At 36.8% G+C, this 15,237-nt stretch carries 17 protein-coding genes and 1 pseudogene; 15 read left to right on the forward strand and 3 right to left on the reverse strand.

The window, feature by feature from the left end:
• The first annotated feature begins 339 nt into the window (after nucleotides 1–339).
• The 8 genes and pseudogenes from BMY13_RS11760 (at nucleotide 340) to BMY13_RS11790 (ending at nucleotide 8,712) form a co-directional block, all read left to right on the forward strand.
• On the forward strand, nucleotides 340–1,233 hold the full coding sequence (locus BMY13_RS11760; protein ID WP_245736091.1) for a glycerol kinase: 894 nt from the start codon (nucleotides 340–342) through the stop codon (nucleotides 1,231–1,233).
• Nucleotides 1,234–1,307: 74 nt separating this feature from the next.
• A complete protein-coding gene (locus BMY13_RS11765; RefSeq protein ID WP_175476786.1) occupies nucleotides 1,308–1,712 on the forward strand; it encodes a hypothetical protein in 405 nt (134 codons plus the stop codon).
• 202 nt (nucleotides 1,713–1,914) lie between these two features.
• Nucleotides 1,915–2,020: pseudogene (locus tag BMY13_RS20000) on the forward strand (phosphorothioated DNA-binding restriction endonuclease); the annotation flags it as partial.
• A 154-nt stretch (nucleotides 2,021–2,174) separates the two neighbouring features.
• The gene (locus BMY13_RS11770) at nucleotides 2,175–2,849 is read left to right on the forward strand and encodes a DUF2726 domain-containing protein (protein ID WP_092504818.1); all 675 of its coding nucleotides are present in this window, start codon (nucleotides 2,175–2,177) and stop codon (nucleotides 2,847–2,849) included.
• 235 nt (nucleotides 2,850–3,084) lie between these two features.
• Nucleotides 3,085–4,086 (forward strand): LLM class flavin-dependent oxidoreductase, encoded by a 1,002-nt coding sequence (locus BMY13_RS11775; protein ID WP_092504820.1) that lies wholly within the window; start codon nucleotides 3,085–3,087, stop codon nucleotides 4,084–4,086.
• 260 nt (nucleotides 4,087–4,346) lie between these two features.
• Nucleotides 4,347–5,024, forward strand: a complete 678-nt coding sequence (locus BMY13_RS11780) for a response regulator transcription factor (RefSeq protein WP_092504822.1) — start codon at nucleotides 4,347–4,349, stop codon at nucleotides 5,022–5,024.
• Nucleotides 5,021–6,394 carry a sensor histidine kinase gene (locus BMY13_RS11785; RefSeq protein WP_092504824.1) on the forward strand — a complete coding sequence of 458 codons (1,374 nt, stop codon included), beginning with the start codon at nucleotides 5,021–5,023 and terminating at the stop codon, nucleotides 6,392–6,394. The genes BMY13_RS11780 and BMY13_RS11785 overlap by 4 nt, the downstream gene beginning before the upstream one ends.
• Nucleotides 6,395–6,579: 185 nt before the next feature.
• Nucleotides 6,580–8,712 (forward strand): MMPL family transporter, encoded by a 2,133-nt coding sequence (locus BMY13_RS11790; RefSeq protein WP_092504826.1) that lies wholly within the window; start codon nucleotides 6,580–6,582, stop codon nucleotides 8,710–8,712.
• A gap of 137 nt (nucleotides 8,713–8,849) precedes the next feature.
• On the opposite strand, the gene BMY13_RS11795 is transcribed toward BMY13_RS11790, so the two are convergent.
• From BMY13_RS11795 to BMY13_RS11805, 3 genes are read right to left on the reverse strand one after another with little or no spacing between them, the layout of a single operon-like run.
• The gene (locus BMY13_RS11795) at nucleotides 8,850–9,737 is read right to left on the reverse strand and encodes an ABC transporter permease subunit (RefSeq protein ID WP_092504828.1); all 888 of its coding nucleotides are present in this window, start codon (nucleotides 9,735–9,737) and stop codon (nucleotides 8,850–8,852) included.
• A complete protein-coding gene (locus BMY13_RS11800; protein ID WP_092504830.1) occupies nucleotides 9,727–10,602 on the reverse strand; it encodes an ABC transporter permease subunit in 876 nt (291 codons plus the stop codon). The genes BMY13_RS11795 and BMY13_RS11800 overlap by 11 nt, the downstream gene beginning before the upstream one ends.
• A 2-nt stretch (nucleotides 10,603–10,604) precedes the next feature.
• Nucleotides 10,605–10,928, reverse strand: a complete 324-nt coding sequence (locus BMY13_RS11805; RefSeq protein WP_092504832.1) for a hypothetical protein — start codon at nucleotides 10,926–10,928, stop codon at nucleotides 10,605–10,607.
• A 319-nt stretch (nucleotides 10,929–11,247) separates the two neighbouring features.
• On the opposite strand from BMY13_RS11805, the gene uvsE reads away from it, so the two are divergent.
• The 7 genes from uvsE to BMY13_RS11830 all read left to right on the forward strand — a co-directional run.
• The gene (gene uvsE / locus BMY13_RS11810; RefSeq protein ID WP_092504834.1) at nucleotides 11,248–12,219 is read left to right on the forward strand and encodes a UV DNA damage repair endonuclease UvsE; all 972 of its coding nucleotides are present in this window, start codon (nucleotides 11,248–11,250) and stop codon (nucleotides 12,217–12,219) included.
• Nucleotides 12,220–12,707: 488 nt separating this feature from the next.
• Nucleotides 12,708–13,034 (forward strand): HAD family hydrolase, encoded by a 327-nt coding sequence (locus BMY13_RS20005; protein ID WP_342728976.1) that lies wholly within the window; start codon nucleotides 12,708–12,710, stop codon nucleotides 13,032–13,034.
• A 138-nt stretch (nucleotides 13,035–13,172) separates the two neighbouring features.
• Complete coding sequence (locus BMY13_RS20010) at nucleotides 13,173–13,328, forward strand: HAD family hydrolase (RefSeq protein WP_342728978.1); 156 nt, start codon at nucleotides 13,173–13,175, stop codon at nucleotides 13,326–13,328.
• 35 nt (nucleotides 13,329–13,363) lie between these two features.
• Nucleotides 13,364–13,939, forward strand: coding sequence for a GNAT family N-acetyltransferase (locus BMY13_RS11820; protein ID WP_092504837.1), 576 nt, complete (start codon nucleotides 13,364–13,366; stop codon nucleotides 13,937–13,939).
• A 126-nt stretch (nucleotides 13,940–14,065) separates the two neighbouring features.
• Entirely contained in the window at nucleotides 14,066–14,236 is a 171-nt protein-coding gene (locus tag BMY13_RS19515) for a hypothetical protein (protein WP_175476787.1), read from the forward strand.
• A gap of 137 nt (nucleotides 14,237–14,373) precedes the next feature.
• Nucleotides 14,374–14,724: a GNAT family N-acetyltransferase gene (locus BMY13_RS11825; protein WP_342728981.1), complete on the forward strand. Its 351-nt coding sequence runs from the start codon at nucleotides 14,374–14,376 to the stop codon at nucleotides 14,722–14,724.
• Nucleotides 14,725–14,936: 212 nt separating this feature from the next.
• Nucleotides 14,937–15,237 (forward strand): GNAT family N-acetyltransferase (locus BMY13_RS11830; RefSeq protein ID WP_139184821.1); only part of this gene is annotated, 301 nt, incomplete at its 3' end.

The raw sequence follows: 15,237 nt of genomic DNA on the forward strand, positions 1-15,237 counted from the left end.
TCCTTTTTCGTATATCACTTTTACTTTACACTATACCCTTTCTGGAAAGATATGAAAGCTAGAATTAGTATTTTCGGATGGAGATAAGGTGTCCGGTTATGAATAATTTCATTATTCATAACTACTATCGATTCTCGGGGGCGAAAAGTGGCATGGGGAGGGAATGTTATTGAAATTTAATATTTGTAAGGCCATTTCTGTATTAAGCGAAATGTGGGCCACGGGCTATTGTCCAGCTTATGAAAGTCATAAAAAATAGATCTAGGTACAAATATTTGATTTTTATGATAATATTATAGTAATTAATATTGGTAATATATTGAAAATAGGAGGCTAATAGTGGCAACTACGAATCAAGTTAAATACTTTTCAACAACGGCGCTTTCAAAAGAATTAAAAATGAATGTAAAGGAAGTATTTCAGATTTTACTTGATAATGGCTTAATTGTAAGGGCAAATGATAATTGGCTATTAACCGAAAAAGGTAAAGAAAATGGTGGCACGATAAAGAAACACCCAAAAGTTGGAGAATACATAGCTTGGGATGAAAATATAAAAACAGATAAAATATTTAACTCTAGTAAGGATAAGCTGCTGAATGCTACAGCATTAAGTAAGCACTTTGGGGTTTCTAAATTTAAAATGAATCCTATCCTATCTGAACTGGGTTTTGTACAAAAATCTGTCAAAGGTTGGACAGTAACTAAGCTGGGCACGAGTATCGGTGGGAAACAGCTTGAATATGATAAAACTGGCATACCATATGTAAACTGGCCAGAAAGTATATTACAAAATAAAAGGTTAGTAGAGACAGTCAATGAGTTACAAGGAAATGCAATTGAACAGGTGATTTCTCCTACAGAAAATGAATCACTTAATTTTAGAGAAAAATTTGAGGCAAAACATAGATCTGCTGATGGTCACTATGTACGCTCAAGAGCTGAAATGCTGATAGACAACTGGCTGTATATGTCTGAAATTGTACACGCATACGAAAGAAAGCTTCCAATTGAAGAAGATGTGTATACAGATTTTTATTTACCGATTGGAAAAGTATACATAGAATATTGGGGATTGGAAGATGAGCCAAAGTATGCAAAAAGAAAGCAGGAAAAGCTTAGAATCTATGAGAAGTATGGATTTAACCTAATAGAGTTACATGATGCGGACATACAAAATTTAGATGATATCTTGCCGAAGAAGTTGTTAAAATTTGGGATACAGGCGTATTAGGAGGTTATCGTTACTCAAATATTAATATGAACAGGGAAAGAGGAATATTTGCCGAGTTTTTGGTAGGGAATGCTTTGATTGCACTTGGAACCGGTAGAGTAGAGTGGGATATTGCAGATGTAAAGTATAGGGGGAGTCTTATTGAAGTGAAATCTTCAGCGTTTGTGCAAGAATGGGAACAGAGTAAGCTATCTGTTCCAATATTTGATATTGCTAAAAAATATGAATTTGGTGAATTCGCTTCCTCACGTAATAGACACGCACAAATATATATTTTTGCGCTTTTATTTGAAGAAGACCGCAGCATAATGGATCCTTTAAATATGGATCAGTGGGAATTTTATATTCTATCAACAAGCAAGATAAATGAACACTTTGGCGACCAGAAATCAGTTTCTTTAAAACCATTAAAAAAAGTGTGTAATTCGGTCGATTATAAGGATATAAAATCTGTAGTGGACGAAATTATTGATAACTAGAATGACAATTAAAAGATTTTAAAAAAACAATTTCAGGTAAATCATGATGATGGGTATATATATTTCTCTCAATTACTCTTTTACCCCTAAAGCAAACCATTTTAATCTTCTAAATCTGTGATTTCTAAACCTGGAACACCTTCTGTGACTATAGAATTTGTAACCTTACCTTCTGTTAATCTGCCGAAATGTTTTCCTTTAGCTACACCATAAGATGTTTAATAGAGGCGTGTTTACGATTTCAAAAGATCGAAAATTGATCTTCTCTAAAGATGCATGGAAATAATGACTTTAAAGATAGAATTATTGGTGCCTATGTTAAAATAAACATATTGTGTGAAGGGTTGTTCTTTAGTACAGATATAATATAGTTTGTTATCAATTGTGAAGATATTACTTACATAAGTTGTGCAATTGTTGTACGAGAAGCAATTGTATTATTCAAATAGAGGTGTTATAAGAATGTCTAATAATAATCCTGGTTGTTTGGGGATATTTTTTAAATTTATTGGAAGATCACCAAAAGAGAATGTTAAGGAAGAAACTAAATTACCGTATGCTATGCGGGATGACTTTTTATCTAATGCGGAGTTATCCTTTTATAAAGTACTTCAGCAATACATAGGAAATAGAGCAATAATATGTCCCAAGGTTTCTCTGCAAGATATTTTCTTCGTACATGCGAGTAATCAAAGTGAAAGAAGTACCTATAATAATAAAATTAGCAGAAAACATGTTGATTTTCTGTTGTGTTCAACAGACACGGTAAAACCTATTTGTGGAATTGAATTAGATGATCGATCTCATCAAAGAGCTGATCGAATAGAACGTGATAAATTTGTTGAAGAAGTTTTTGAAATAGCTAATTTGCGATTAGTTAGATTTCAAAATAAGAAAGCATATTCTTTCGCAGAGATACAAGAAAAACTAGATTCTGTACTTGAAGACGTTGATCGAATAGAGTCTAAACATAGTCAGGAAGTAACCACTGATTCTAACAATGGTTCAGTTCCTCAATGTAAAAAATGTGGAGTGCCAATGGTAAAACGTGAAGCAAAAAAAGGTGATTATAAAGGACAAGAATTTTATGGCTGTCCTAATTTCCCAAAGTGTAGAGAAGTTGTTTATATTTCATAGGTATTTAAAACGGAGTATAATTGATTGGATATCACTAGTGAAACTTGGTTTTAAGCATATTGACAGTATAATGATACAAACATATCCTAATAATAAAAACAAGGCATCAAGCACCACTTGACGACTACTACAGACCGCATAAGTGCAATTGATCAATTGAAGAAGTAATCGCTTGCCATTGGTAGGGGCGGTTGCTTCATTCTATTTAGAAGGAGCGTGAAAGGGGACAGCCCAGATGAAATTAAGTGTATTGGATCAGGCACCGATTTCAAGAAATTCCGATGCCAAAGAGACGTTGAATAACACATTAAAGCTTGCGAGAATAACAGAAGAGTTAGGGTATACAAGGTATTGGGTTGCCGAGCATCACAATACAAATGGATTGGCTAGTACATCGCCGGAAGTACTGATTACACGGATTGCATCGCATACAGACACAATACGCGTTGGTTCAGGAGGAGTGCTTCTTCCCCAATATAGCCCGTATAAAGTGGCGGAGAATTTCAAAACGCTTGAAGCATTTTTTCCAGATAGAATTGATTTGGGAGTTGGACGTTCTCCGGGTGGATCACAGACTACCCGCTTGGCATTGACCGATAGCGTCAATAAAAGCCTGCGCGATTTTCCAAGACAGCTAGCCGATTTGCAGGGTTTTCTGCATAATACGTTACCAAAAGAGCATCCGTACCGCATGGTAAAAGCGGCTCCGCGGTTGGATAGTGTGCCACCAATATGGGTGCTGGGTTTGTCGGAACGAGGTGCCCAGAATGCTGCTGAATTAGGACTTGGATTCGTATTTGGGCATTTTATTAAACCAACTAACGGCCAGGCAGTTATGGAAGCATATCGAAACAGTTTTCAATCCTCGCCAAGCCTTGACCAGCCAGAAACGATGGTATGTATATTTGTTGTGTGCGCCGACACGCAAGAAGAGGCAGAAGAACTGGCTTTGAGTCAGGACAAGTGGCTATTAAGTGTCGGAAAGGGAGCGGATACGAAGGTTCCTTCGATTGAAGAAGTGAAGAAGAAAAAATTCAGCGATGAAGAATTAAACGAAATCAAGAAAAACCGTGATCGCTGTATTATCGGAACACCGGAAAAGGTCAAAAATGAACTGATGCGTCTCAGTGAGTTTTATCAGACAGATGAATTTATGATCATAACCAATATTTATGATTTTGATGCAAAAGTAAATTCGTATAGGTTGCTTGCAGAAGCTTTTGATATTGAAAAATGATGTAGGGACTGAAGTGAACATCTTCAAATATATTGACAGTATAAATATAGTGTCAGTGTCGCTATTAGTGAAAGACTAAATTGCGCTACTAAACTTAATGCTTCAAATGTTGTCATCCTACTACATCCCTTCTATAAGGAAGATGGCGCGGGACAAGGGTCCTGTCCCCATTGTCCCTTGTTCATCTGCTGTTCATATTTTGGTTTTATAATGATTTGTTGGGTAGGTTATTATATGAAATGGTAGGAGGGGTGAATAGGATGACTTCGATTTTAATTGTTGATGATGATATAAACATTTTGAATCTAGTAGATATCTATTTGACTAGGGCAGGGTACCGGGTCTTCAAAGCAAGTGATGGGATGGAAGCATTAGAAAGTATAGAAGGAATACATATTAATCTTGCTGTTGTTGACGTCATGATGCCTGAGATGGATGGATTTCAATTGACTCAACAACTTAGAGAAGATTTCGATATCCCTGTAATTCTGCTAACCGCTAAGGGTGAAATGGACGATAAAGAAAAAGGCTTTCGCTCGGGTTCTGATGATTATGTTGTTAAGCCGTTCGAACCGAAAGAGTTGTTGTTTCGTATCCAGGCAGTTTTGCGACGGTATGATAAACAGAGTGATATGGTTAATAAGGTTGGAGAAGTCACCATCAATAGGAAAAGCTATGAAGTTCAAGTGGGAAACCAGATTCTTTTAATGCCACTAAAAGAATTTGAATTGCTTTCGCTACTGATTTCCCGTCCTAATCAAGTTTTTACCCGAAATTATCTGATTGAAAATATTTGGGGGCTTGATTTTGAAGGGGATGACCGTACTGTTGATGTCCACATTAAACGGATACGGGAGCGATTAACTAAACTGACCGATGTTATTGCTATTGTTACAGTTCGCGGTGTTGGGTATCGATTAGAGGTGCGCCAGCCATGAGAACACTCTATTCCAAGTTCGTTATCACCACGATTTTAATCATGCTGTTCAGCACTATTGTCGGCTTTATGGTTTCGAATACCTATTATCATCAAACGGTGAAACAGGAAAATGATCGTAAGAATATGGAGATTGCTAAAGGGATGGCGGAGTTTGCTGTAACGCAGGACAACCTGGACAGCTATCTGAAGCATACGGCAGCTTCAGGCTATCAATTATATGTCATTAATAGCTCGGGCCAGGAAAAGTTTTATGGTGGCAGCTTTCGGGACAAGACATTGGCCAGCGAGGTCAAAGAGAAGGTTTTGAATAGCGACGTATATCACGGGATGGAAAATTTCCCGAAAGAAACGTTCGTGACGGGTTTTTTTGCCAATGAACTGACAAATACAGTAGGTGTGCCGTTTACTTATCAGGGGGAAAGCTACGCATTATTTATGCGTCCCAACATCGAGTTGTTGTTCAGTGAAGTCCATTTTGTGCTCGGCTGGATGATCATTGTAATGGTTATTCTCAGTATCATTGCGGTGTTGATAGGCTCACGGATGCTGGTGAATCCGATCCGCAAGCTTTCCAGTGCTACCAACAAAGTCGTTGAAGAGGACTTCGATGTTCATCTTGATATTAATCGCAAGGATGAAATCGGTCAACTGGCAGGCAGTTTCAATGAAATGATCGCACGTTTGGGAGAACTTGATAAAATGCGAAAATCTTTTATATCAAATGTGTCACATGATATTCAGTCGCCATTGTTGAATATTCAGGGCTACACCAGGTTACTGGAAAGCAACACGTTAACCAAAGAAGAAAAAGATGCCTATATTCAAGTCATTCATGATGAAACAAATCGGATGTCAATGCTAACCAAACAGCTACTGGTTCTGACAACACTCGATCAAAAGGGGAATTTTCGCAATAAAGAAATGGTCGATGTTACTGCACAACTAAAAGAGATTATACAAAAATATCGCTGGCTGCTCGATGAAAAGGAAATCGCGGTAAGTTATTCCCTTGATGAAGTAATTGTATCAGGTGATCCTGACATGTTGTACACCGTATGGGAAAACTTGCTTACTAACGCGATTAAATATAATCGCCCGGACGGATCAATCGAACTGACCATTATCGAAAGGCAATCGGAAGTGGAAATCGCCCTTCAGGATACAGGGATTGGTTTAGCACCAGCAGAACAAGGACAAATTTTTGAACGTTTTTACCGGGCAGATGATGCTCGTACACATACAACGGAAGGGACCGGGCTTGGTCTATCAATTGTTAAACAAATCATCGATATGCATGGTGGTCGTATTAATGTTAGAAGCGTTTTGGACGAAGGAACAGCTTTTAATGTCATACTACCGAAAATGTAACGTATTATTCACCTTCTGTTCACTTTCCTGTTTTAGAGTTATACATGGAAAGGGACAGAAGGTGTTTTTTCTTTGGCAGTTAAGAAAGCATAAATACATTCTTACTGCACAAGTGCAACTAAGGCTTGGTGATAAGCCAGTTTTCTAGTCTCCTTTATCGTCAAAATAGATTACAGGAGGTTCTTATGAAACAATTATTTCGTATGATCAACAGTAAACAAGGCTTGATTATTGTCTTATCGGTCTGGCTTATCATCGTGATAGCGTTAGGATTTATAGCACCTGGAGCGAAAGAGTTTGCTGGCAATTCCAGTGGTGCAGGCTTGCCTCGGGATGCACAATCCGTTATTGCGGACGGAAAAGTGAATGAACATTTTGAGGGCAGTGATGTTTTGCCTGCAATTCTTGTATTTCATCAGAAGAAATCTTTTGATGAGGCGTCCAACGCAGCAGTCGGGGACGGACTTGCCTCCATAAACGAAGAGAAAATAGAAGGAATCGACAGTATCATTCCGTTTAACCAAATGAACATGGAGATGCAACAGTCATTTTTGTCAGATGACGAAACGACACTGGTACTCCCAGTCCATCTAGAGGAAGGGCTGGAAATGGATGAAATCAATGAAATTGTCGTAATGATGGAGAAAACGGTCCAAGGGTCTCTTTCTGAAGGGATAGAGTTGTCAGTTACGGGCCCAGCTGGGATTTCATCTGATGCACTTGAACTTTTTTCTAGTGGAGATATGGTCTTATTGTTTTCGACTATTGGACTGATTCTGGTGCTTCTGATTGTTATCTACCGTTCGCCATTGCTCGCGTTAATACCGCTGATAGCTTCAGGAATTGTTTATGAAGTTGTCAACCGCACGATTGGCCTTGCTGGAGAAAATGGTTGGTTTACAGTTGAAAGCCAGGCACTATCGATAATGATGATCTTATTATTTGCAGCGATCACGGATTATTCGTTGTTCATCTTCTCCAGGTTTCGAGAGGAATTGCAAACCGTGGAAAGTAAATATGAGGCGATGCAGCGAGTCATGAGTCGTGTCGGTGAGCCTATTTTCTTTAGTGGTGGTACTGTGCTCGTCGCTGTCATCACATTGTCCGTGGCTATTTTTGAACCATATCGTAATTTTGCACCAGTATTTTCTGTTGCCATGTTCTTTATTTTACTAGCAGGATTGACCCTAGTTCCTGCACTATTTACCTTATTCGGCAGAAGATCATTTTGGCCAGTAATTCCACGGGTTGAAAAAGATAAACAATTGAAGACAAATAAAGTCTGGGAGAAAATCAGCCATGCTGTTACAAGGAAACCTCTTGTTACGGGCATAAGCGTGCTTGCATTGCTGATATTATTTTCTCTGAACACTTTTAATATAAGTTACTCGTATAACTTACTACAATCATTCCCAGAAGATATGTCATCACGGGAAGGGTTTGAATTAATCGAGGAAAAATACACACCAGGTGAAGTCGCACCAACAACGGTGGTTATCACATCTAATGATGCTATCGAGAAAGAAAGCATTAATCCGTTAGTCACCCAGCTGGAGGAACAGGGGTTGATAGAGTCTGTTACGTTTAATGATCGGGACTTCATATCTGAAGACAGCAGGGCTGCTAAACTGACCTTGGTTTTCTCGGAAAATCCATATACACATGAAGTATTGAATGCCATGGAAGAGTTGCGTGACAACAAGGAGGATATATTGGATGATAGCGGGTTTAATCAGGACGAAGCAGACTTGTATTTTGCCGGTGAAACTGCCAAGAACCTTGATGTCAGGTCGCTGAATAATCGGGATACGATGGTAGTGATGGTTCTTGTTACTATTTTTATAACGATTATGCTAGGTTTCCAATCCAGATCAATTATTGCACCAATCTATATGATGGCAACTATTTTATTATCTTATAGCGCAGCACTTGGAATTTCCGATCTTATTTTTAAAAACGTATTTGATCTGCAGCAAATGAGCTACAGAATTCCAATTTATGCGTTTGTCTTCCTGGTAGCGCTCGGTGTCGACTACAACATCATGCTGGTATCACGTATTCAGGAAGCATATAAAAATCATTCATTGAAAGAAGCGGTGAAGCAGGGAATAGCGCGGACAGGTGGCGTTATCTCATCAGCGGGACTCATCCTGGCAGCGACGTTCGCAGTATTAACAACCCAGCCAATTCTTGAGCTATTTATGTTCGGCTTTGTTGTCGCACTAGGCGTACTAATCGACACATTCCTAGTACGAACAATACTCACACCAGCAATTATACTGAAATTAGGGAAATGGAGCTTCTGGCCCGGGAAGTAGGGTTGTCCCGGTCAGAACCCCTTATCCCGCTTAATTTACTATTCTTTTGCTAGATTATACTTATTCCTAGACAGAAGTAATCGCTCAAGGGCGTTTACTTCTTTTTATTTTTTAAAAACGGGACAAGGTTCCTGTCCCTATTGTCCTTTCATTCCTGCAAGTATAATTTTTAAAAAAATAATTAGCACCATAAAAGAGAACAACGGAGCTAGTACTATCCATGGATGGAGTAAAAATTCCTGATAGGACGAACCAATCAATCCGCCCCACTCGTTGCTAATAGGTAAAAGTATAGTCTTTTCCTCCGAAACTTTTATTGCTCTATCTCCACCAATAAAAATACCCAAAACCCCTAAATGAATTAATAATAAAAGTAATTGAATGTTGTTTTGGATAAAGAAAATACCAATTCTTGGTTTAATGATCCTCCATACGTGTTTTTTGAAGATATAAAAGTTACTTACACCTTGTAACTGAGCAATCTTAATAAAGTCTTTATGGAGTTCACTTTTTATTTCATCTCCTATTAATAGAGCTAAAGGGGGTATGCCGATGCTAATTAATATTACCATCAATAAAAGCATAAAATGGAAACTTTCTTCTTGAAATAGACCAAGCAGTGGTGCAAGTAAAAAAAAGATAACCAGAACAGGGGGAATAATATAGGCAATTTCAATAGTTCGTTTCCATATATTCTTAAATTTATGAACGTAAAATGCATAATAAATGGCTAATACTAATGCAATAACAAAGCGTAACAGACACACAACACTTACAAATACTATCGTATATTTTGCACCGATTAATATGTTATGTAATAGGGGTTCACCTGACACATTTGTCCCCAATGGCGGGTATTCAGCAGGGGAGTAGGGCGTTTTGGCAATAAACTCACCCTCCTCATCCAATAAAAGGGATGGTGCGTTTTCCCTTGAAACAATTAGATCAGGAAAGAAACTAAAAAATACAAGGAGTAATATCAATAATGTACCTGCACTTATTTTAATATTTACTTTACTCCACAACCTGATCACCAGCCTCGTCAAACGTCCATTTGTTTACTATGTATTCGCCGGACCTTATGAAGATATATAACGGAAAATACAACATAATTAAGACCCACATCAATATTCTAAAGTCTCCAATACCGTACAATTTCACAAAACTCATAATGCCGTTTAAGCGTAGAAGGATTTCTAAAATCAATAAGCTTGAAATCATATACAAGAAGATATTTTTGTAATATTGGATAAGCGTTAAGAGCGTATTTCTAAATAAATGAATAAAGAAAATATAACTTTCCCCAAATCCTTTTGATCGAGACAATAAGTAATAATCCTTGGTCTTTTCCTCATCAATGCTCGCCGTCATATATTTAAATAAATAGATAGCAGGAATTGAACTTAAAGCCAAGATAGGCAAAAGGTAAATCGTTTCCCCACCAAATTCATATATACCTAACGATATCCCTGTTTTTTTGAAGATCCAAATAAAAAATTGTATATTTAACAATACAATTAACACGTCCGGCATTGATTCTACTATAAAAAAAATTCCATGAATCACCTTTTTAAATGGTGTGGTAAGGATATGAAATAAATAAGTGAATAGGATTGAAACAATAATTGCTATAGTGAGAGAACCAAAAATGATGATAATGGAATTTAGATACGCATTGTAAACCGCTGCAAAAAAAGGTACTTCATCTCCATTACTTAATGGGATAATTATTTTTTGAGGCTGAAAAAGGTAATAGATACCTGACCCTATGCTCTGAAAAAAGTATGTAAAGCTCTGGGTTTGAAATAACACAGGCATACAGCTGATTAGCAATATGATGAATATAATGAGGGATATATCTCTACATGATTTAACCAAACTCTTCCACATGGCTATTCAAAACCCCTCTTTTCTTTTTTGTAAAGTTTCCCATCCCTAAAGTGCAATGCAATCTTAGAATTGGGAGCTACACCGTCCCAACTGTAACGAGTGAATTCATCGTCGAATTTCACTTCATCAGCTGTATTTTCTTCAAAGTTTATATAATCCGGCTGTCCCAGTAAATCGATCACATCCTCAAATTCCGCTCTGTTTTCCAATTGATTATATTGTTGAATTGTTACGAGGCTCTCGGGGTTTTGTCTCGGCTGTTCACATCCCACTAACATTACAGTGATTGCTGTTGTTAGTAAAAAGAGCCCTTTAAATCTATTCATAAAATTCTCCTCTTCATTCTTATTTTAAATAATAAGTTAATTTATTTTCAGTATTGCTGATACTCGCTCCAAAATCAGCGATAATACTACCATACCATTACTTTCTATAAATAAATATGATCCCCTGCTAAATTTTTCCTTTTAGTTTGTTTGAGGATGAGTAGGTTTTTGGGAGACACACAGACCATTCGCTAGATGAATTTGGAGGTCGTAAAAAACGGGACAAGGTTCCTGTCCCTATTGTCCTACTAAGAGTAATATTCGTTATATTGGACATCCTATTTTGGTGTATGGATTAAATTGGAGGGGGATAAGATTATTGACTTTGGTTCGTCTTGGCTATGTTGCTATGAGCGTGCATTTGGAAAATGCTTCACCGTCTAAAACGATGACCTACACCAGATTTTCAAAACTAGACGATAGGGATGCGGCTATCCGGAAATTAGAACAAATCGCAGAAACGAATTTACATAATTGTCTCAGATTGCTGCGGCATAATTTGGCGCATGATATTGCTTTTTTTCGACTATCCTCTAAGCTCGTCCCTTTGGCTACTCACCCTGATCTTAAAGGCTGGGATTATATTCAATCCGTGCAATCATCATTGGAAGAAATACAAAAATTTCTTACACGTAATCCTAATGTCAGGGTCGATTTTCACCCTGATCATTTTGTACTGTTGAATTCGCCTGGACCAGATGTTTTAAAAAATTCGATAAAAAGCTTGCGCATGCATTATAGGCTGTTGCAGGGGATGGGAGTTAATCCTGAACATCGCTGTGTGCTGCATGTTGGCGGGGGATATGGAGATAAAGAAAAAGCCCTCGAGCAATTTATTCATAATTGGGCATTTGTGTCGCCTGATTTACAAAGCATGATCATTCTGGAAAATGATGATAAGGTCTTCACACTTTCCGATACATTATATCTAAGTGAGAAGCTGGCTGTACCGATGGTGTTTGATTATCATCACTACCTTGCAAATCACACAGAATCAGAAAACTGGCGTGAAGATTGGGAGCGTGTTGTTCAGACGTGGGATTCCTCCACTGTACCTGTGAAAATGCATATTTCAAGTCCCAAGTCAGATAAACAATTTCGCGCCCACTCTGATTATGTGGACAGTGCGATGTTTATGGATTTTTTGCGGGAAATAAAAGGAACTGTTTCGCAAATTGACTGTATGATCGAAGCGAAACAGAAAGATGCTGCTTTATTTAAATTAATGGATGATATACAAAAGTATCCTGAGATTGAAATCGTTGATGGAGGTAGTTTTCATATCACGTAAGACTAACTAGTAGAGAGAATCGTACTACTTTGAGCACCTTCCTTTATAAGTAACGGGTTCAGTAAGGGAGAGAAAACAATAAATATCACACTAAAAAGGAGTACAAATCGCATAGCGTTTCGTACTCTTTTTTATTGATATGACAACGTTTGTCTGTTTTTAACACCCAGATTGACATAGTTAATAGCAACCTTTTTAACAAACGTACATAAAATTATGTACAGTGTGGATTTAAGTTGTGAAAACGAGTGTTAAAAGCAATGTTGCTTTAAATGTGATATGCGATGCTAATAGTGAGTTGTTCTATACTTTGGAAAGGTTTTCTGGGATTTTATGTTAAAATATAGATAGAAAAACAGAACGAGCTTATTCAACTAACGACGCAGGTTACTTCAAAAAGGACTAATAGTTAAACTAGCTATCCTATAATATAAGCTGTAGAAGACAAAATAAGTTATAAAAACTACTTTGAAGGGGAGAAAAATAAATTGGATAGCATTATTTTTGATTTAGATGGAACCATCTGGGATTCAATAGACACAGTGCTCAGTGCTTGGAACACCGTTATAAGAAAAAATAATCAAATAAAAAGTGAATTAACTAGGAAAGACTTTGAAGATACAATGGGGTTACAGATGAATGAAATAGGTAGGAAACTCTTTCCTACCTTATGTTATAAGGAACGGCAACAACTAGTAAAGGATTGTTGCGAAGTAGAACATTCTTTCTTAGAAAAAAATGGCGGTGTTCTCTATCAAAAATGTAGAGAATGTCCTAAAAGAGCTTTCTCAAAAATACAAACTATACATTGTTAGCAACTGCCAAGATGGCTACATAGAAATTTTTTACAAGTATCATAAACTTGAAAAGTATTTTTTAGATTTTGAAAAAACCCTGGGAGAACCGCCCTGTCAAAAGGGGGAAATATTGTCTTAATTATTGATAGAAATAACTTGTCAAATCCACTTTATGTAGGAGATACAGAGGGTGATTTAGAAGCAGCCAGATTTGCTGAAATTCCTTTTATATATGCTAAATACGGATTTGGGCAAGTAAGTCAATATGATAAAGCAATTGAAAGTTTTGAAGAACTTTTATGTATTTTCTAGTGGATTATTAACAACAATTTTAAGCAGGTGAAAATATGATTATATATGGAGGAACACCGAAAATAGAAACCAATCGCCTAACCCTTAGAAGAATGGAACACATCGATGCACAAAGCGTCTTTGATAACTGGATTTCAGATGAACGAGTAACAGACAATAGAATTAATGCAGCACATAAGTCTATTTTGGAAACAGTTGAGAGAGTAGCTAAGATTGTTAGTGGATATGAATCTAAAGAATTTTGTTACTGGGGAATTGAATTAAAATCCAGTGGTGAATTAATTGGAGAAATTGATTTATATGATTTTGACAGTTCCACTGGAAATTGTGGGGTAAGTTATTCCGTTGGATATAAGTGGTGGAACAAAGGTTATGGTACTGAAGCTTTAAGAGCTGTTGTGGATTTTGGTTTTAGGCACATGAACATACACAAGATTTCCGCATCACATAACACTGACAATCCTGCTTCTGGAAAAATTATGAGCAAAGTAGGAATGGTAAAAGAAGAAATAATCAAACATATGATACGTAATTCAAAAAATCAATATAAGGATTGTGCTGTTTGGGGAATTTTCCAAGAAGATTATCTTAAAAAGAATGTGAGTTCTTAATTTAGATTAGGGGTCAATAGATACAAACGCTAAACATAAGAACCTTGTGAAATAGTGTACTTAAATTAACGGGTGCTTTAGTACAACAATAGCAGCAGGATTGATAAAAAAATAAGGGGAAATATTGTGGGTTCTATAAAAGTAATGTTGCTCGGTATTGCACTGATGTTACTTCCACTTTACATACAAAATGAGCCTGGAATTAGATTTTTTGGAAACGAATTTTTTATTTTGGTTTTTGGTTTTATCCCTACACTAATTGGTTTATTTATAAAAGATAGGAAACATAACAAATAAATGTTTTTTGTTCAGCTTATATATACTTGTTCTTATTGCATTAACGGGTGCTTTCCTTGAATGAGGCATTGCATCCTTGTTCAACTACAGCAGCAGGGTTGTTCAAGAAGAGTCAGTATATTTTTAGGGGGGAAGCATTGGTTACTTTAATGTTAATGAATTCTGGGGAATTTCAAATATATCTTAAATCAGCGGTAGAAAGTTATGCTAAAGAAAAAGTATTATCTAATAATTGGAATGAAGAAGAGTCTATTAGTAAGGCGAGAGAGGAATATGAAAAACTTTTGCCCAAAGGTGAGACCACCGAAAATAATTTTTTATATTCTATTCTAAATGAAGGTCAAACAATAGGAGCAGTATGGCTTGAACAAAAGAATAACGAGAACGGATTTATCCGTGATATTAGGATTTCAGAAAAATATCAGGGACTTGGGTATGGTAAGGAAGCAATGAATCAAATTGAAATGATGGGAAAAAATTGGGTTTAAGGAAAATAGGACTTCACGTTTTTGGTCACAACAAAGTAGCAAGAGGTCTATATGAGAAACTAGTCTATCAAACTACAAATGTTATGATGATAAAAGAGGTATAAAATTATTTGTCTTGCTTAACTAAAGGGTGCTTATCTTGATTAAGGGATACAGCCCTTATTGCGTTAAAGAAGCAGGATAGTCTAAGAAGAAAAAGTTAGGGTGGTTTTATGCTGAAAGGTAAAAGATTAACACTCCGACCAGTTGTTGAAGAAGATTGGGAACTTCGGTTTAAATGGTTATCAGACCCTGAAATCAACTCAACTTTACCATCTGGGAATGGAATCCCTTTAACTCCTAATACAGTCAGAGAACGGACACGAAAGTATGCTGAATCAAATGATAAAAGTGTCTACTTTACAATTATTAATAAAGAGGATAAGTCCATTGGAAACGCACAATTGTATAAGATTAATCCGTGGAATCGCAATGCTGAGCTAGGATTGTGGATTGGAGAAAAATCAGAATGGG

This window comes from Virgibacillus subterraneus (genome assembly GCF_900110695.1).
Classification (GTDB): domain Bacteria; phylum Bacillota; class Bacilli; order Bacillales; family Amphibacillaceae; genus Lentibacillus; species Lentibacillus subterraneus.